The sequence below is a fragment of the Herbihabitans rhizosphaerae genome (assembly GCF_004216555.1).
Taxonomy (GTDB): Bacteria; Actinomycetota; Actinomycetes; order Mycobacteriales; family Pseudonocardiaceae; genus Herbihabitans; species Herbihabitans rhizosphaerae.
In genome coordinates, this window is the sequence record NZ_SGWQ01000021.1 from 1 (window position 1) to 16,749 (window position 16,749).

Annotated in this window: 18 protein-coding genes and 2 pseudogenes; 14 read left to right on the forward strand and 6 right to left on the reverse strand. The window is 70.0% G+C overall.

All coding sequences use genetic code 11. The features are described 5' to 3' along the window. Positions 1–109 (forward strand): annotated as a pseudogene (locus tag EV193_RS32770) (IS481 family transposase); the annotation flags it as partial. Here the strand turns inward: EV193_RS32770 and EV193_RS32775 are convergent. After that, positions 106–639 (reverse strand): TetR/AcrR family transcriptional regulator, encoded by a 534-nt coding sequence (locus EV193_RS32775; RefSeq protein ID WP_130348860.1) that lies wholly within the window; start codon positions 637–639, stop codon positions 106–108. The pseudogene EV193_RS32770 and the gene EV193_RS32775 sit on opposite strands and share 4 nt — an antisense overlap. Positions 640–656: 17 nt before the next feature. Between EV193_RS32775 and EV193_RS32780 the strand changes: the two genes are divergently transcribed. The 6 genes from EV193_RS32780 (at position 657) to EV193_RS32805 (ending at position 5,854) form a co-directional block, all read left to right on the forward strand. After that, entirely contained in the window at positions 657–1,574 is a 918-nt protein-coding gene (locus tag EV193_RS32780) for an arginase family protein (RefSeq protein WP_130348861.1), read from the forward strand. Between the two features lie 11 nt (positions 1,575–1,585). Next, complete coding sequence (locus tag EV193_RS32785) at positions 1,586–2,032, forward strand: SRPBCC family protein (RefSeq protein WP_130348862.1); 447 nt, start codon at positions 1,586–1,588, stop codon at positions 2,030–2,032. 24 nt (positions 2,033–2,056) lie between these two features. Next, a complete protein-coding gene (locus tag EV193_RS32790; protein ID WP_130348863.1) occupies positions 2,057–2,887 on the forward strand; it encodes an NAD(P)H-binding protein in 831 nt (276 codons plus the stop codon). A gap of 43 nt (positions 2,888–2,930) precedes the next feature. After that, positions 2,931–3,269 carry a rhodanese-like domain-containing protein gene (locus EV193_RS32795; RefSeq protein ID WP_130348886.1) on the forward strand — a complete coding sequence of 113 codons (339 nt, stop codon included), beginning with the start codon at positions 2,931–2,933 and terminating at the stop codon, positions 3,267–3,269. Between the two features lie 2 nt (positions 3,270–3,271). Next, positions 3,272–4,174 carry a DUF4328 domain-containing protein gene (locus EV193_RS32800; RefSeq protein WP_242613837.1) on the forward strand — a complete coding sequence of 301 codons (903 nt, stop codon included), beginning with the start codon at positions 3,272–3,274 and terminating at the stop codon, positions 4,172–4,174. A 111-nt stretch (positions 4,175–4,285) separates the two neighbouring features. After that, positions 4,286–5,854 carry a hypothetical protein gene (locus tag EV193_RS32805; RefSeq protein ID WP_130348864.1) on the forward strand — a complete coding sequence of 523 codons (1,569 nt, stop codon included), beginning with the start codon at positions 4,286–4,288 and terminating at the stop codon, positions 5,852–5,854. A gap of 69 nt (positions 5,855–5,923) precedes the next feature. Here the strand turns inward: EV193_RS32805 and EV193_RS32810 are convergent, their stop codons facing one another. Continuing rightward, positions 5,924–6,292, reverse strand: coding sequence for a ClpX C4-type zinc finger protein (locus EV193_RS32810; protein ID WP_207222905.1), 369 nt, complete (start codon positions 6,290–6,292; stop codon positions 5,924–5,926). Positions 6,293–6,574: 282 nt separating this feature from the next. On the opposite strand from EV193_RS32810, the pseudogene erm reads away from it, so the two are divergent. Then, positions 6,575–7,333 (forward strand): annotated as a pseudogene (gene erm / locus EV193_RS32815) (23S ribosomal RNA methyltransferase Erm); the annotation flags it as partial. On the opposite strand, the gene EV193_RS32820 reads toward erm, so the two are convergent. Both EV193_RS32820 and EV193_RS32825 read right to left on the reverse strand, forming a co-directional pair. Beyond that, a complete protein-coding gene (locus EV193_RS32820; RefSeq protein ID WP_130348866.1) occupies positions 7,329–8,510 on the reverse strand; it encodes a cytochrome P450 in 1,182 nt (393 codons plus the stop codon). The pseudogene erm and the gene EV193_RS32820 overlap by 5 nt on opposite strands. Before the next feature lie 131 nt (positions 8,511–8,641). After that, complete coding sequence (locus tag EV193_RS32825) at positions 8,642–9,472, reverse strand: NAD(P)H-binding protein (RefSeq protein WP_130348867.1); 831 nt, start codon at positions 9,470–9,472, stop codon at positions 8,642–8,644. Between the two features lie 125 nt (positions 9,473–9,597). Between EV193_RS32825 and EV193_RS32830 the strand changes: the two genes are divergently transcribed. The 4 genes from EV193_RS32830 to EV193_RS33590 all read left to right on the forward strand — a co-directional run bounded on the left by EV193_RS32830 (position 9,598) and on the right by EV193_RS33590 (position 12,960). Continuing rightward, the gene (locus EV193_RS32830) at positions 9,598–10,404 is read left to right on the forward strand and encodes a glycerophosphodiester phosphodiesterase family protein (RefSeq protein WP_130348868.1); all 807 of its coding nucleotides are present in this window, start codon (positions 9,598–9,600) and stop codon (positions 10,402–10,404) included. A 44-nt stretch (positions 10,405–10,448) separates the two neighbouring features. After that, on the forward strand, positions 10,449–11,411 hold the full coding sequence (locus EV193_RS32835; RefSeq protein ID WP_130348869.1) for a DUF5926 family protein: 963 nt from the start codon (positions 10,449–10,451) through the stop codon (positions 11,409–11,411). A 218-nt stretch (positions 11,412–11,629) separates the two neighbouring features. Then, on the forward strand, positions 11,630–12,151 hold the full coding sequence (locus EV193_RS32840) for a SigE family RNA polymerase sigma factor (protein WP_207222906.1): 522 nt from the start codon (positions 11,630–11,632) through the stop codon (positions 12,149–12,151). Continuing rightward, a complete protein-coding gene (locus EV193_RS33590) occupies positions 12,148–12,960 on the forward strand; it encodes a hypothetical protein (RefSeq protein ID WP_165401596.1) in 813 nt (270 codons plus the stop codon). The genes EV193_RS32840 and EV193_RS33590 overlap by 4 nt, the downstream gene beginning before the upstream one ends. Before the next feature lie 65 nt (positions 12,961–13,025). Here the strand turns inward: EV193_RS33590 and EV193_RS32850 are convergent, their stop codons facing one another. Continuing rightward, a complete protein-coding gene (locus EV193_RS32850; protein WP_130348870.1) occupies positions 13,026–13,580 on the reverse strand; it encodes a ferritin in 555 nt (184 codons plus the stop codon). Positions 13,581–13,747: 167 nt separating this feature from the next. On the opposite strand from EV193_RS32850, the gene EV193_RS32855 reads away from it, so the two are divergent. Together EV193_RS32855 and EV193_RS32860 are read left to right on the forward strand one after the other, a co-directional pair. Then, a complete protein-coding gene (locus EV193_RS32855; protein ID WP_130348871.1) occupies positions 13,748–14,167 on the forward strand; it encodes a hypothetical protein in 420 nt (139 codons plus the stop codon). A gap of 289 nt (positions 14,168–14,456) precedes the next feature. Then, positions 14,457–15,602 (forward strand): GNAT family N-acetyltransferase, encoded by a 1,146-nt coding sequence (locus tag EV193_RS32860; protein WP_130348872.1) that lies wholly within the window; start codon positions 14,457–14,459, stop codon positions 15,600–15,602. On the opposite strand, the gene EV193_RS32865 is transcribed toward EV193_RS32860, so the two are convergent. After that, the gene (locus EV193_RS32865) at positions 15,571–16,734 is read right to left on the reverse strand and encodes an arginine deiminase (protein WP_242613839.1); all 1,164 of its coding nucleotides are present in this window, start codon (positions 16,732–16,734) and stop codon (positions 15,571–15,573) included. The genes EV193_RS32860 and EV193_RS32865 overlap by 32 nt on opposite strands. Positions 16,735–16,749: the final 15 nt, after the last annotated feature.

The window sequence follows — 16,749 nt, forward strand, 5'->3', positions numbered from 1 at the left end:
AGCCCTACCCGGCTGGACCCACTTCTACAATCACCACCGACCCCACAGCGCCATCGGAGGCCACCCACCAATCAGCCGACTGGACAACCTGCCTGAACATCACACCTAGCTCTCGAGCAGTTCCAGGAAGCGTTCCAAGGCGGCGTTCACGGCGTCCAGGTCGCCGGTGGTGAGCAGGTCGAGCAGCAGCCCCCTGATCACCGCGAGGCACAGCCGCAGCTCCGTGCGGTCGCGCGGATCGCGCGTCGACACCGGCTCCAGCCAGCGGTCGATCACGCCGTCCAGCATCGCGGTGGTGCCCGGTTTCCCTTGCAGCGCTTGGCCGTACAGCTCGAAGAACAGCCGCAGCAGCGGGCGCATCGACTCCTCGGTGAGCCGCTGCCAGAACCGGCGCGCCACCTCGGTCTGACTCGCGCCGGGTTCCAGCTCCAGCTCGGCGAGCGCCTGCTGCTGGTGCTCCTCGACCCGGCGAACGACTGCCACGAGCAGCGCCTGCTTCGAGCCGAAGTGGTAGATCAGCATCCGGTGGCTGGTACCGAGCGCCGACGCGAGCGCGCGCAGGCTGAGGTCGGAGACGCCGTGCCGGGTGGCGTATTCCACGGTCGCGTCGACCAGATCGTGCTTCGTACTTGCCGTCATGGTGTACCAGATGGTACATGTACCACGTGGTACAGAGCAGAGTCGTGTTGATCGAGGCGCCGACCAACCTCGGGCTGCGCGAACCGGAATCCGGTGCCGCCCCGGGGTGTGCCAAGGCGCCGGGCGCGCTGCGGGACGCCGGCCTGGTCACCGCCCTGGGCGCCGAGGACGGCGGCCACCTGGTCGCACCCCGGTACAACAGGTCCGCGTGGCGTGAGGGTGACGGGGTGTTCCACGCGAGCAAGATCGCCGACTACTCGCGCGCGCTGGCCGACCGGATCGGCGGCGCGCTCGTGACCTCGCCGCGCCTGGTCGTGGTGATCGGCGGCGACTGCAGCATCCTGCTCGGCGCCGGCCTCGCGCTGCGCCGCACCGGCCGCCGCTACGGGCTCGCTTTCCTCGACGGGCACTCGGACTTCCGCCACCCGGGCAACTCCGACCGCATCGGTGCCGCCGCCGGCGAGGACCTCGCGCTGGCCACCGGCAGGGGACAGGTCGATCTGTCCAATGTGGACGGACACGGCCCGCTGTTCGCCGACTCCGACGTCGTGGTGCTCGGTATCCGGAGCGACGACGAGGATGCCGCCGAACTGCGGGACCTGGGGATCGCGCACGGCGACGTCGAATCGATCCGCGCCGAGGGTCCGGCCGCGACGGCCACCTGGGCGCGCGAGCGGCTCGAACAGCTCGACGGCTTCTGGGTGCACGTCGACGTGGACGTGCTCGACCCGTCCGTGGTGTCCGCGGTCGACTCGCCCGCGCCCGGCGGGCTCACCAAGGACGAGTTGACCACCCTGCTCGCCGGCCTGCTCGCGTCCCCGCGCTGCGCCGGCATCGAGCTGACCGTGTTCGACCCCGACCTCGACCCGACCGGCGCGCAGGCGCGGCTGATCGTGGAGATCCTGACCGACGCGGTGCATCCGCATTCGAACTGAGGAGACAACCGATGGGCTTGCAGAAGCTCGACGTGACCACTCACACGACCGCTGATCCGGGCACCGTATTCGCGCTGCTGCGGGACGGCTCGACCTGGCCGAAGTGGTCCAACATCGACGAGTTCACGCTCGAGGAGCAAGGTGACGGCGAGCCAGAAGGCGTTGGCGCGCTTCGGAAATTCCGCAACGGCCGGATCACCGGCTGGGACCGCACCCGTGAGCTGATCACCGACCGCCGGTTCGGCTACGACCACGTGCGCGGGCTGCCGGTGAAGGGCTACCAGGGCACGGTCGACATCGAGCCGGACGGCGAGCGCACCAAGATCCACTGGGTGTGCACGTTCCGGCCGAGGATCCCCGGTACCGGCTGGTTCTGGCAGCGGGTGCTGCAGAAGTTCCTCCGCGACAACGTCGAGGGCCTCGCCGCGTACGCCGCCAAACAGTCCACAGTGGACTGACCTTCGCCGGAGTACTCTGCGGTCATGATCGTGGTGACCGGGGCGACCGGGAACGTGGGCGGCGAGGTGACTGGGGCGCTGATCGCCGCCGGAGCGCCGGTGCGCGCGGTGGCGCGCGCCGGACGCGAGGACGCCGTGCCGGCCGGTGCCACACCCGTGATCGGCGACCTCAACGAACCGGAGACGCTGGCGCCCGCGGTGGACGGGGCGAGCGGGCTGTTCCTGCTGCCCGGCTACCCGGGCATCGAGCGGCTGCTGGAGCTCGCGCGCGACGGCGGGGTGCGGCACGTGGTGTTGCTGTCCGGAGCGTCGGCCGGGTCGGGCGACCAGTCCAACGCGATCACCCGCTACATGATCGCCAGCGAGCGTGCGGTGCGCGAGTCCGGCCTGGCGTGGACGATCCTGCGGCCGAGCATGTTCGCCACGAACAGCCTCGAATGGGTGAATGCCCTGCGTGAGGGTGACGTGGTGACCGCCCCCTTCGCCGACATCCGCGCAGCCGTGATCGACCCCGCCGACATCGGCGCGGTCGCCGCCCACGCGCTGACCACCGACGGCCACGCCGGCCAGACCTACCGGCTCACCGGGCCGGAGGCGCTCACCCCCGCCGACCGGCTCGCCGTCCTCGCCGACCTGCTCGGGCGTGACCTCACCCTGCGCTCGCGGCCGAACGACGAGGCTCGCGTCGTGATGGAGGCGGCCCTGCCGCAGGAGTACGTCGACGCGTTCTTCGACTTCTACGTGGCGGGCAACCTGGACGAATCACCCGTGCTGCCGACCGTGCCCGACCTGCTCGGCCGCCCGGCGCGCACGTTCCGCGACTGGGCCACCGCACACCTCGACGCGTTTCGGTAAACACCGTGGTTACGCCGGCCGTGGCACCATCGTCGCCGTGAACATGCCCAACGTGCCGACCGTGACCGTCGCGGAGCTGCCCGAGTCGCTTCCGGACGGCGTCATCCTGCTCGACGTGCGCGAACAGGACGAGTGGGACGCCGGACACGCGCCCGGCGCGCTGCACATCCCGATGGGTGAGGTCACCGCGCGGCTCGACGAGTTGCCGGCCGACGACGAGCTGTACGTGGTGTGCCGCGTCGGCGGCCGGTCCGCCAGGGTCACCGCGTTCCTCAACGGCAACGGGTGGGACGCGCGCAACGTCGACGGCGGCATGCAGTCCTGGCACCAGGCCGGCCGCCCGATCGTGGCGGACGCGAACGCCGAGCCGGAGATCATCTAGTCGTGCGCGGGTACGGCGGGCAGCGGGTGCGCTGGGTGGCGACTCCGCCACCCGGTCCGCCGCGCGCGCCGCGCCGCGTCCGCCTGCGCTACACCGGCCCGCCGAGCTACGCCGCACCGCCACGCTGGGGTTTCCCGCCGCTGGCCTGGCGGTGGCCGACGTCCGTGCCGGACACCAGGGCCGGCCTGCCGCCCGCCGCCGACCGGGTGCGCTTCCTCGCCGGCAACACGATCGGCCTGCTGCTGGTGTTCGCCGTACTCGCCGTGTTCGCCGCGGGCACCGAGATCTGGCGGTACGCCCTGCTGGCGCGGTCCCGCGACGGTGCGCTGGACGGCGGCACGGTGTCCACATCGGACGGTCTGGTGACGGTGGCAGGGGTGCTCGCCGTCGGTACCGGCGTGGTGGTCGCCGCACTGGTTCTCTGGTGGCTGCACCTGGCCCGCCGCGCGACGGCCGACATGACCGGCAACGCCCCGGCGCGCGCGGACTGGCGCGCGATGGTGTGCATGGTGGTGCCGGGGCTGAACCTGGTGCTCGCCGCGCCCGTGCTCGCCGAGCTGGAGCACGCCGTGGCTGGCGGCTCGCCGAGCGAACGGGTCCGCCCGAGCCGGCTGATCGTCTGGTGGTGGATCGCCTGGGTGGTCAGCGGCGCGCTGTTCGCGCTGACCGTGGTGTGGCGCTACCGCGACGGCACGCAGGCGCTGGCCGACGGCGTGGTGCTGACCGCGCTGTCCGACCTCGCCGCGGCCGTGGTCGCCGTGATCACCGCGTTGTTCGTGCGCCGGGTGTCGGTGCTGATCGTGCCGGTCCGCCCGGAACGGCTGCGGTTCAGCCGAGTGATCAAGGTGGACGGCGCGCCCGCGCCACCCCTGCGCCCGAGCCGCCCCGCCGGCTCGGCGCGCTAGGCGTTACCAGGTCTCAAACTGATTACGAACATTGCTGTTCCCGGGGGGCGGGTCATGCGCCCACCGCTACCTTGTGGTCGCTGGAAGTGATCCAGGTAAGGACGGGAACACATGAGCCGCTGGGACAACAAGAAGTACGTCAGGGTAGGAATCTCGTCGTTAGCGGTGGCCGTCGCGATCGGCGTTGCCGCGCCGGCGACCGCGATGGCCGCATCGGTCAGCAACACCTCCAAGAACACCTCGAAGAACACCTCCAAGAACACGGCCAAACACAAGCCGGCCGCGTCACCCGCGGCCAAGCAGATCGCGCCGCGGCAGCGACAGTCCTCCGCTCAGCCGGCGCCGCAGCCATCCGCACCGAAGCCGAGGCCGCAGCGCAAGGACAAGCCGCCGGACCGCGACCCGCACAAGTTCTCGCCGCGGCGACCGTCGGCCAACTCGCCCGGGTCCAGCCCGAAGTCGAAGGTCGGGGCGGACCGGCCCCGCGACCGAGACCCGAACAAGGTCGCGCCCCAACCGCGCACCACCCCGGGTCGCTCCGGCGTCGCCGGATCCCCGCAGCGAATCGAACTGTGGGTGCCGAAGAAACCGAAGCCCGCCAAGAAAGCCGGCGTCCACGATTTGGCCTACCGGTACCGCATCGGGCAGCCGGGTGCCGGGTTTCACGCCCTGGACGAGGACTGGGAGATCTTCGACATTCCCGTCTGGGATCGCGACAGTTTCGGCGGCAAGTTCACCAGCGACATCATCCTGGGCCTGTGGGACGGGGTGACAAGCTCCGCGGACGTTCTGTTGACGCTCCTCAATCCGACACAGTGGGACGATCTGGCGGACGAGATCGCGAGGATCGCGGAATTCGCCAGGCAACACCCCGCCGAATTCGCCAAACAAATGGTGAGCTGGGATCAGTGGCGGACGGAACCCGGTCGAGCACTGGGCAGTAACGTGTTCGGCCTGGTTCCCGGCGCCGGTGCGCTGGCCAAATTGCGCACGCTTCGCAAGATGCTCGAGGAATCGCGGGTGAACACGCCCGCGGCCACTCCGAATCCGCCGGCGGCCCCACCGCCCGCGCCGGCCGCGCCTCCGGCCAGAAATCCCGCCCCGGCGCAGCAGCCCACGCCGGTGCAGCAGGCGCCGAGCGGCAACCCCACGCCCGACGTGCCGAAGCGCACCGACGCACGGAAGAACGAGCCACCCCGTGCGCTGCCGCCGGGCCGGGCGCCGATGTCGATCGAGCAGGTGCGACGCCTGCCGTCCGGTCCGGAGCGCGGTCGAGCCGGCGAGCGGGTGGGTCGGGCCTACTACGGGTCCGATTCGCAGCGGCACTATTCGGTGCCGGTCAACCCCAATTCCCGGTTCCCGGTGACTCGGCCGGGTGGACGTCACGTCGACGGTCCGGTCGACCGCTCCGGCGGGCGCACCACGGCCGCCGAGTTCAAGACCTACAAACGGTGGGGATCGACGGTCGTCGACGGCCAGCGTGTGGCGCAGGCGAAATCGGTACCGTTGTCCGCCGAAATCAGGGAACAGATTCACAAGGATGTCGCGCTGCAGAAGGCGAATCCGGCCTTCGACGCCGTCTGGGTATTCCTGGACGCGCCCCCGTCGCAGGAGTTGCGGGATTATCTGTACAACGCGGGAATTCGATCCGTGACACATCTTCACCCAGGCGAATGGTGATGATCGCGGCCTAGTGGACCGGCCGGGACGGCATCCCATCGGATGCCGTCCCGGTCAATCGCAAGGGCGCTATTCCTCGCCGGAGAAACGCCCCCATGCGGACTGTCGGGTCATCCCCATCGTCTCCCCGATGCGCGCCCAGGTCACTCCCAGTGCACGTGCCTTGAGTACCCATTGACCGAGGTTTCGCTCGACCTGTGCCCCCGCGGCCGCGATTCGCGGCAGGCTCGCCAGCACCACGTCGGCGCTCGTCACCTGGTCCCACGGCGCGAGGTGTGGTCCGCCCTCGGCGGGCTTCCCCTCGATCACTGTCGAGCACAGGGCCACGCACTCATCACAGATGAACACTCCAGGCCCGGCCACGAGCGTCCCCACCTCGGTGTTCTGCTTCATGCAGAACGAGCACGCCGCGATCACGGACTCCGCAGCAGACGACATTCGATCACCCTCCTCTGTCAGGCGCTCCCTGACATTTGTCAGGCGTGACCTTACAACGTCAGGAGACGCCTGACAACGGCGTCGTCCACCGCGCTGGCCACGTGAAAATCGGTTGGCGGGACGTACACCCGTCGATACGGTGACCCTATGTGTGCCTCGATAAGGCTGCGCCGCGCATAGCGGCGGGCTGAACTCGACTATTCGGCTTCGCCGCTTCCGGTGTCCGAGCCGGTGCGGCAATTCGCGCTGCCCGGCGAACATCACGTCGCGCGGAGCACTCCCATGTCCTACCACCACAATGGTGGTCGTCACGAACTCGGTCAGAACTTTCTCGTCGACCGCTCGATCATTTCTGAAATCAACACGATCGTCGCGAAAACCACTGGCCCGATCGTGGAAATCGGTGCCGGGGACGGCGCGCTCACCATTCCGATGAGCCGTTCCGGCCGGCCGATCACCGCCGTCGAGATCGATCCACGCAAGGCGCGCCGGGTGGCGGGCCGCACGCCGGACAACGTCGCGGTGGTCAACGACGACGTGCTGCGGTTCCCGTTTCCCCAGCACCCGCACGTGGTCGTCGGCAATCTGCCGTTCCACATCACCACCGCGGTGCTGCGCCGGGTGCTCGCCACACCGGCCTGGAACACCGCGATCCTGCTCGTGCAGTGGGAGGTCGCGCGGCGGCGAGCCGGTATCGGCGGCGCCACATTGATGACCGCGAGCTGGTGGCCGTGGTACGAATTCCAGCTGTGCGTCAAAGTGCCGGCGCGCGCGTTCCGGCCGGTCCCCTCGGTGGACGCCGGGTTGCTGGAGATTCGACGCAGGGAAACGCCGCTGGTGGCCGACCGAAAGCCCTATCAGGAATTCGTGAAGCATGTTTTCACCGGCCCCGGACGCGGAATGGCCGACATTCTGCGCAGGACCGGAAGAATGCCGGCGGGGCGTACCAGGAATTGGCTGGACCGTGAGGGGATCGGCGTGCACGCGCTGCCCAAGGACCTCACCGCGCGGCAATGGGCATCGCTGTGGAACGCCGTCACACGGTGACGCGCAACGTCCGCCAACCGCGGATGACGAACTCGGCGCGCCGCCGTGGTTCCTCGGCGAGACGCAGCGTGGGCAGCCGGTCCGCCAGCGCCTCCAGGGCGGCGGCGATCTCCACCCTGGCCAGCGGCGCGCCCACGCAGTAATGAATTCCGCCGCCGAATCCGAGATGCGGGTTCGGCGACCGTCCCACGTCCAGGCGATCTGGCTCGGCGAACACCTTCGGATCACGCGCGGCGGCGCCGAGCAGGGCCGCGATCTTCTCGCCGCGCCGCACGGTGTGCCCGGCGATCGTGACGTCCTCGGCGGCGGTGCGCTCGAACAACTGGAGCGGCGCGTCGAACCGGATCAATTCCTCGACCGCGGTGTCGACCAGCGTGCGGTCGGCGCGCAGGCGATCCCATTCGGCCCGCTGCCGGAGCAGCGCGTACACGCCGTTGCCGATCACGTTCACGGTCGCCTCGTGCCCGGCCATCAGCAGCAGCACGGCGGTGCCGACCAACTCGTCCTCGGAAAGCGTCTCGCCGTCGTCGGAGACCGACACCAGGTCGCTGACCAGGTCGTCGCCGGGGTGTGCGGCGCGCTCGCGGGCCAGCGTGCGCAGGTAGTCGACGAATTCGGCGGACGCCCGCTCGGCCGCGGCGGCCCGTTCCGGCGGCAGGCCGTACTCGTACATCTTCACGATCGCGTTCGACCACGGCTGCAGCAGCGGACGGTCGGCCGGTGGCACGCCGAGCAACTCGCCGATGACCTCGATCGGCAGCGGCCCGGCCAACTCGGCGAGCAGATCGGCGCTGCCGTCGCCGTCGATCTTCGCGGCCAGCGTGTCCACCATGCCGGCGGCGATCGCCTGAACGCGCGGGCGCAGCCGCTCGGTGTGGCCGCGGGCGAACGCGGCGGAGATCAGCCGCCGCAGCCGGGTGTGCCGTGGTGGCTCGGATTCCAGCAAACTGTTGCGGTGCAACAGGTTGAACGCCTCGAACGCGTCCGGCGGGGTGGCGTCGGTCCACACCCGGCCGACCGATCGGTCGCGTAGCACGGCCGAGCACGCGGCGTGTGACACCGCGACGGCGAGGCCCAGCCCGTCGTGCCGGTGCACCTCGGCACCTTCACGCAGCGCCGCGAACGCCGGATAGGGATCGGCCACGAACGCCGGATCGCCTGGATCGAACACCCCCGCACGGTAACGCTCGCATCGGGACCGTTGAAGGGTTTGCGTCCCAAGCAGCCGCACCCAAGTGGAACGTGACGTAAGCCGGCCACGGTGACGACGTGACTGAACTATGGGCTGGAACGTACCCATTACTACAATTTCGGAGAGGCGGACAAGTACTCGTGGGCGTGGTCGCGCGCCCAGGTGGCGAACGTGCGCGGCGCCCGGCCGATGATCTCCTCGATGGTCGGCCCGGTCGGCTGCGGCACGTCGTCAGTCTGCTCGACCAGGTCGAGCACGGCCTCCGGTAGCCGCTCGGCCGCACGCTCGCGGGTCAGCTCGTCGATCGTGATCTCGCGACCGGACGCGGCGGCGATCAGCTCGACCTGCTGGCGCTGGGTCAGCGACTCCGGCCCGTTCATGAGGTACGCCTTGCCGTACTGACCGGGCTGGGTGATCGCGTGCACCGCGACGTCGGCGATGTCGCGCTCGTGGGTCGGCGTCACGTGCGCGTCCGGGTGGTACAGCGCGACCGTGCCGGTGGCCCTGATCGACGGTGCCCACCACAGCGCGTTGGTGGCGAACATGCCCGGCCGCACGAAGGTCCACGGGATGCCGGAGGCGGCGATCGGGCGTTCCGCGCCGAGGTGGTGCTCGGCGATCGGGTTGTCCAGCATCTCCGGCGTCGCGGCGGCCAGCGAGGACAGCAGGACGATGTGCTCGATGCCGGCGGTACGCGCGGTGGTGAGCACGTCGTCGATGCCGTTGGGTTCGGCGTAGACGAACAGCGTGTGCACGCCGTCCATGGCGGGCGCCAAGGTGTCCGGGCGCGCCGGATCGAAGTCCACCACGTCGACACCGTCGGGTGCGGTGGTGTCCTCGGGTTTGCGGCTCGCCGCCCGGACGGGTGCTCCAGCCGCGTGCAGTGTGTCGACGACGCAGCGGGCGATCGCACCTCGTGCGCCGGTGACCAGGATCGTCATGGTGATCGGCTCCCCTTCGTGAATTCTCGCCACTGGCGAGTGAGTACTTACTATCAGGTGGGTAAGTACTCACTCACCCCTCGATATTCACCCTACACACGAACGCCTCATGCGATGATCGTCTCGTGCAGCCGCAGGTCGTCGCGCACCGTGGCGCGTCAGCACATCGAGCCGAGCACACGCTCGGCGCCTACGCCCTGGCGCTCGAGCAGGGCGCCGAAGGACTGGAGTGCGACGTCCGGCTCACCAGGGACGGCCACCTGGTCTGTGTGCACGACCGCCGGATCGACCGCACCTCCACCGGTCGAGGCGTGGTCAGCACGCTCACCCTGGAACGAATGTCCACAATGGACTACGTGAGCTGGCACGACGAACTGCCCGAGTCGGCCGACGAGCTGATGGAGCAGCGCACCGTGCCCACCCGGGGTGAAGTCGGCGTGCTCACCCTGGAGTCGCTGCTGGGCCTGGTCAAGGACGTCGGACACGGCACCCGGCTGTTCGTGGAGACCAAGCACCCGGTCCGCTACGGCGGCCTGGTCGAGGCCAAGCTGGTCGCCCTGCTGGCGCGCTTCGGCCTCGCCGATCCACCGTCCAAAGAGGACTCGCCGATCGTGATGATGTCCTTCTCCTCGCGCGCGGTGCGCCGGATGCGGCGGTTCGCCCCGGCCGTGCCGACCGTGCTGCTGTTCGGTGAGATCCCGCCGCCGAGGCGGTCCGGCGCGCTGCCCGCGGCGGCCGACCTGGCCGGGCCGGGCCTTGGCGTGCTGCGCGCCGATCCCGGGTACGTCGCGCGCGCCGCCGAGCGCGGGCACGACACCTACGTCTGGACCGTCGACGACCCCGACGACGTCCGGTTCTGCCAGCGACTCGGCGTGCGGTACATCGCCACCAACAAGCCGGCGACCACCCGGCGCACCCTGGCGCACGATTAGGTAGCGTCGCGCCGTTCGTTCAGCGACCAGTGAAGGCGGTCACGATGTCTGTCCGCAAGTCAGGGCGAGCCGGCACGAAGCCTCGCAAGGCACGCCCGGACGGCGGCGTCAACCCGCGCCAGCCGTGCCCGTGCGGCTCCGGCCGCCGCTACAAGTCCTGCCACGGCTCCTCGGCCGGCCCGGTGGAGGTCGCCGTGACCCGCCCGTTCGACGGCCTGGCCGCCGAGTGCGAGCTGGTCGCGCTGCGCGAGTTCGTCCCGTCCGCGACCGCGCCGCTCGCGCTGGCGATCGACACCGAGCGGGAGATCACCCTGGCCACCGTGCTGCCGATGGCCGCCGCCGCCCTGGTGCGCACCGACGGCCGGGCGTTCGTCGGCCTGCAGGTGCAGACCAAGTCCAGCGACGTCAGCCGGGACGTGGCGCGGGCGGTGCGCTGGGTGCTGGAGGCCGAGCCGGGCGACGTGCTCCCGGTCGTCGGCCCGGACACCGACGCCGGCGAGAACCCCGAGCGCCTGCAGGACCTACTGGACACCGGCGCCACCGTCGAGCCCGAGCTGCACTCCGACTTCGGCTGGTGGATGCCCGAGGACGCGGACACCGGCGGTGACGTCGCCGCCTCCCTGGAGCGCGCGAACGCCGCGATTCTGCCGACCGAGCGGGTCGGCCCGGCCGCCTACTGGGTCGACGCGGGTGACAAGGCCCACCTGCGCTGGGTGCGCCCGGAGCCCGAGGAGCGGCTGCTTCCCGCGCTCGCGCGGCTGTCCGCGCGCGGTGAGCTGGGACTGGGCGACAACACCCGGTTCGCCGGCTCCTTCCGGGCGCACGGGCTGCTCGTCCCGGTGTGGGACCTGGACCCGGAAGCGCACGCTCGCGAGTGGGCCGATCCGGCCGCTGACCTGGGCAAACGCCTCGACGAAGCGCTCGCGTCACTGGACTCCGAACCGCTCAACGCCGACGAGCGCAGGGCCCGTGACGGGCTCATCGGCCGGCAGGTCACGATACGCTGACAACCCCTGGGACAGCGGAGCGTCCTAAGGGTGTAATCGCATGCCAGAGTGGGTGCCGGCGAATTCGGCGCAACCTGGTGGGCCGTTCGTGCGTGCACTTTCTGACGGTTGTGACAAAAAGTCAGAGAGGAGCACGGACTGTGGTGACGGTGGCCCCCACGGTTGGCGCTGGTGGTGCCGCATGGCGCGCCGGCGTCGAGTGGCGAAGGGGGAACGCCGTGGCTGGTGAGCTGCGCGGGGCTTCGGCCGTCGCGGACTTCACCGAGTTCGTGCGCGCTGCGCTCCCCGGCCTGCTGCGCTACGGTCACGCGCTGACCGGCAATCCGCACGACGCCGCCGATCTCGTCCAGTCCGTGCTGGAGAAGGTCGGCTCGCGGTGGGGCCACGTCGCGGCGAACACGGGCGATCCGCTCGCCTACACCCGACGCGCGATGGCCAACGCACACGTGAGCCGCTGGCGGCGCAGCCGACGGGAGAACCTGGTCGCGGAGATCCCCGAGGCGGCGGGGGACCAGCCGAGGTACCCGTTCGAGGACGAGCCGCTGTGGCAGGCGCTGCGCGCGCTCCCGCCACGGCAGCGGGCCGTGATCGTGCTGCGGTACTACGAAGGACTGTCCGAAGCCGAGATCGCCCACTCGCTGGGCATCAGCCAGGGAACGGTGAAGAGCCAGGCCAGCAAGGCGATGGCGTCGTTGCGGACGCGCCTGGCCTCGACGGTGGAAGGGAGGTCCAGCCTGTGAACATCGATGACGAATTGCGGCGGCTGTTCGAAGACGACCGGCTGGACGTCTCGGTCCGGCCGGGTGCCGAGGACGCCGTGACGGCGGGCGCCTCCCGGTTGAAGCGGCGCAGGACCGCGATCGCCACGACGGCCGGCGCGCTGACGATGGCCACGCTGGTCGGCGGCGGGATCGCGCTGTCCGGCATCGGCCAGGGCGACCCGACCGACATCGCCAAGCCGCCGGACCAGAGCGTGTCGGTGACGCCGTCGAGCCCGTCGTCGTTCGCGCAGCCGGTGCCCCCTCCGGTGGGGTCGCCGTCGCCGACCTCGGCGCCGAGGCACACCAGCTCGACCACGGTCGTGCCGACCACCACGCCGCCGAAGACCACGCATCCGCCGACCACGACCGCGCGCGCGACCACGAAGGCGGCCACGCCGGGCGGCACGATCAGCGGTTCGGGCTGGGGCGCGCTCAAGATCGGCATGTCCAAGGACGACGCGCTGGCCACCGGACTGCTGATGGTCAGCTCGGAAGGCACCCAGTGCGCGAGCTACGCGGTGTCCGGCGGCGGCTCGGTGTCGATCAGCACCGCGAACGGGATCACCGGGATCAAGCCGAGGTCGGGCGTGCGCACGACGGAAGGCATCGGCGTCGGTTCCACGGTCGCCCAGGTGAAGGCCGCGTACCCGAGTGCGGAGGAATTCTACGGCGGGTACACCGCCAAAGCCGGTGCCGGATCGTTCATCCTCCGAATCGACAACGCGGACGCGCCGCACGCGGACACCGAGGTCATCTCGGAATACGAACTGGCGGCCGGCTCCTGCTGACAGATTCCTGACACGACGAGGCCGGTCCGTCCGCGGTGGACGAACCGGCCTTCGTGTGTGCTGAGTCAGAGGCGACCGCCCGCCGTGCGTGGCGCCAGCGGGTCGGAGCCGTTGTCGCCGACGGTCTCGCGGGCGAGGTAGTTCTCCACGTCGAACAGGTTGCCGTTGGCCCGCTTGACGACGTTCAGCAGCGTCGACATCTGCGCGACCTCCTCGACCTGCTCCTTGAGGAACCACTGCATGAATTGCTCGCCCTTGTAGTCGTCCTCGTCGCGGGCGACCTTGGCCAGCGCGATCACCTCGTCGGTGACCTCGCGTTCCTGGGTCAGCGCGAGCTGGATCAGGTCCGAGCTTTCCTTGAAGTCGTTGCGCACGTCGTCGACGCCGGGGACCTTCACCGCGACGTCGTTGTCGAGCAGGTACTGCACGATCATCATCGCGTGGTTCCGCTCTTCGAGCGACTGCCGGTAGAAGTGCTTCGCGAGCTGCGGGAGGTCCTGGTCGTCGAACCAGACCGCGAGCGCGATGTACTGCTGGGAGGCGGTGAACTCGTTGCGCACCTGCGCCTGGAGCAGGTCGTTAAACTTGGACGAATGGGTATGCGGTTTCGTGGCAGCCATGCCTTTAATGTACGCGCGGTCGACTCTTGTCACCATTCGGTGTGAGCCGCGGAACGCTTTCGAGTGAATTTAGGCAAGCCTTTCAATAATGTATTCAGGCAAGGCACGCCTAACAATTTCGCCGACTGTCCACAGAGGACTTCTCGGTGTGACGGTACGGTCGTCGCATGGGTGGTTTCGAGCCGGTGCACGTCGAGCACGAGTGGTATGACGGTCCGCGTGCCGGCATCGCCGATGTCGACCGTGTGCCGCACTACTTCCGCGCGGTCGAGCCGATCGCGCCGGACGAGTTGCCCGAGCGGTTCCACGTGTGGCCGGCCGATGATCAAGTCCTCGCGTGGGAGCGCGAACAGTGGCTGATCCACGTGCGGTGGAACGATCGGTACGAGGCCGGCACCGCCGGCGTCGACACGCATCCCGGGCACCGGGGTACCGATCCGCGCTACGACGAACTGGACGATCTGTTGGAGCCGCACCGGATACCGCCACCGGACGCGCGGGTGCTGCGCGCGGAATGGGAGATCACCGACCGGGACCAGCGCTACGCCGACGACGGGCCGAACAGTGTGGTCAGGTGGCACGCCTGAGACGCGTGTGGGTGATGGGCACTCGGCCAACCGGGTGGCGGTACTCGGCGTTCGGATGACCGCCCTTTCCCGGCACGAATTCTGCGCTCACCGTGAGGGCGACACAGGAATACGCCGGTCCGGGGAGTGTGAAATGCCCAACGTACGCGGTGGTAGACCGAGAAATCCGGCGGCGCTGGACCCGCTCGCGCTGTTCGGCGTGCTGATGCTGCTGACCATGCTCGTGGTGTTGGCCTACCGCGCCTGAAACCTACTTGCGGCGCCGAACCGCCGCGCTGATCATGGCGCGATGAGGTTCCCGGACGAGGTGCCGACGCTGTCCGACGGCGTCGTGACCCTGCGCGCGCATTCGCCCGCCGACATCGACGGCATCGTGGAGCAGTGCGTCGACCCGGAGTCGGTCAAGTGGACCACCGTCCCGCACCCCTACCAGCGGGGCGACGCGGAGAAGTGGATCGGTGAGCAGGTCCCGGCCGCGTGGGCGAACGACTCCGCGTACACGTTCGCGATCGAGGCCGAGCACCACGACGGGATCCGCAAGTTCGCCGGCAGCGTCGACCTGCGCCGCGACCGTGAAGGTGTCGCCGAGATCGCCTTCGGACTCCATCCAGGAGCGCGCGGGCGGGGCGTGATGCGGCGCGCGATCAACCTGCTGATCGACTGGGGCTTCACCGAGCGCGGCTTCGACATGATCTTGTGGCTGGCCTACGTCGGCAACTGGGCGTCCCGGAAAGCGGTGTGGGCCAACGGGTTCAGCTTTGACGGCACGATCAGGAGCTACCTCGCGCAGCGCGGCGAGCGGCACGACGCGTGGGTCGGTTCGCTGCGCCGCGACGACCCTCGCGAGCCCGCGAAGCCCTGGTACGTCCCGCCCGTCCTGGAGACCGAGCGGCTGCGGCTGCGCCCACCGGCCGACACCGACGCGCCGAGGCTCGATGAGCTGGCGAACGACGAGCGCGGCCGGCACTTCAACGGCCGGATCGCCGGTGTCGCCGACATCAGCGGCGAGCGGTGGGTGCACCGGATGCGGGAGCGCAACGCCACCGGCGAACAGGTCAATTGGGTGATCGCGGACAAGGCGACCGACCAGATGCTCGGCCAGTTCCAACTGCACGAACTCGGCGGCATGGACGACTCCGAGGCCCAGCCCGGCTATGGCGTCCACCCGGACGCGCGCGGCAAGGGTTTGGCCACCGAGGCGTTGAACGCGGTGTGCGAGTGGGCTTTCCGCCCGGTCGCCGACGGCGGGTTCGGCAAGCGCCGGCTCACGATCAGCACGGCCGAGAGCAACACGGCGTCCCGGCACGCCGCCGATCGGGCCGGGTTCACGCACGTGGCGTCGATCCCGACCGGGTACACGATCGGCGAGACGGGCTTCGAGGACGAGGTGATCTACAGCCTGATCAACGAGAACTGGTCAGCGAGCTCCGGCTGACCGGGCAGGACATGCACCTCGGCCCGCCGCGGCCGGTGCCCAGCTCCGACCCGCCGATGCGCAGCACCTCGATGCCGGCGTCCTCAAGGCGCGCGTTGGTCTCCACGTTGCGCTCGTAGGCCACCACCACGCCGGGCGCGACCGCGAGGGTGTTGTTGCCGTCGTCCCACTGCTCACGTTCGGCGGTCACCGGATCGAGGCCGGTGTCGATCACGCGCAACCGCTCGATGCCCATCGCCTCGGCCGCCGCGTTCAGGAACGGAACAGGGCCGTCCACCACGACGCCCTCGGATCCGTTGGGCCGCAACGGATACGCCTGCAACGTGTCGCGCACCGCCGGGTACATCACCACGGCGTCGGTGTCGACCATCGTGCACACGGTGTCCAGGTGCATGGTCGCGCGGTCCTGCACGATCGGGACGGCCAGCACGGTGTGCGCCAGACCGTCGGAGAACGCCGACCGCGCAAGGGATTCCGCACCCGCTGGGGTGGTCCGCTCGCCGACGCCGATGGCCAGCACGCCGGGCGCGAGCAGCAGCACGTCGCCGCCCTCGACCGGTGCCGAGTGCGCACCGTACGCGCGGCCGGCGGCGCGAAACCTCGGGTGGTAGGCGTAGATCAGGTCCAGCAGCGCGGTCTCCCGCCGGCGCGCCGGCATGGCCAGCGACGCGAGCGCCACCCGGTCGGCGATCCACACCGACGAGTCGCGGGTGAACAGCAGGTTCGGCAGCGGATCGACCACGAAGTCGTGCGGGTGGTGCATCCTGCGCACCAGCGAGGCGCCCTCGGCGGCGGGCAGCTCCTCGAAGGTCATGCCGGCCATCATCACGTCGGCCAGCGTCGCACTGTCTACTGTGGACAGATGGGAGCGCAGCGCGTCGGCGAGCTCGTTGCCGAGCCTGCGGCGGTCGACGGCGGCGTCGACGGCGGCGCTGCGCGCGCGGGGGTCGGTGAGTGCGGTGTTCAACGTGTCGGCCAGCAGCAGCACCTCGACGTCACGCGAGCGCAGCACCTCGGCGAACGCGTCGTGCTCGACCTGCGCGCGATCCACCCACGGGATCGAGTCGAACAGCAGCTGGTCGTTGTTGCGCGGGGTGAGGCGCTTCAGCTCGGCGCCGGGCCGGTGCAGCATCACCGTGCGCAGCGG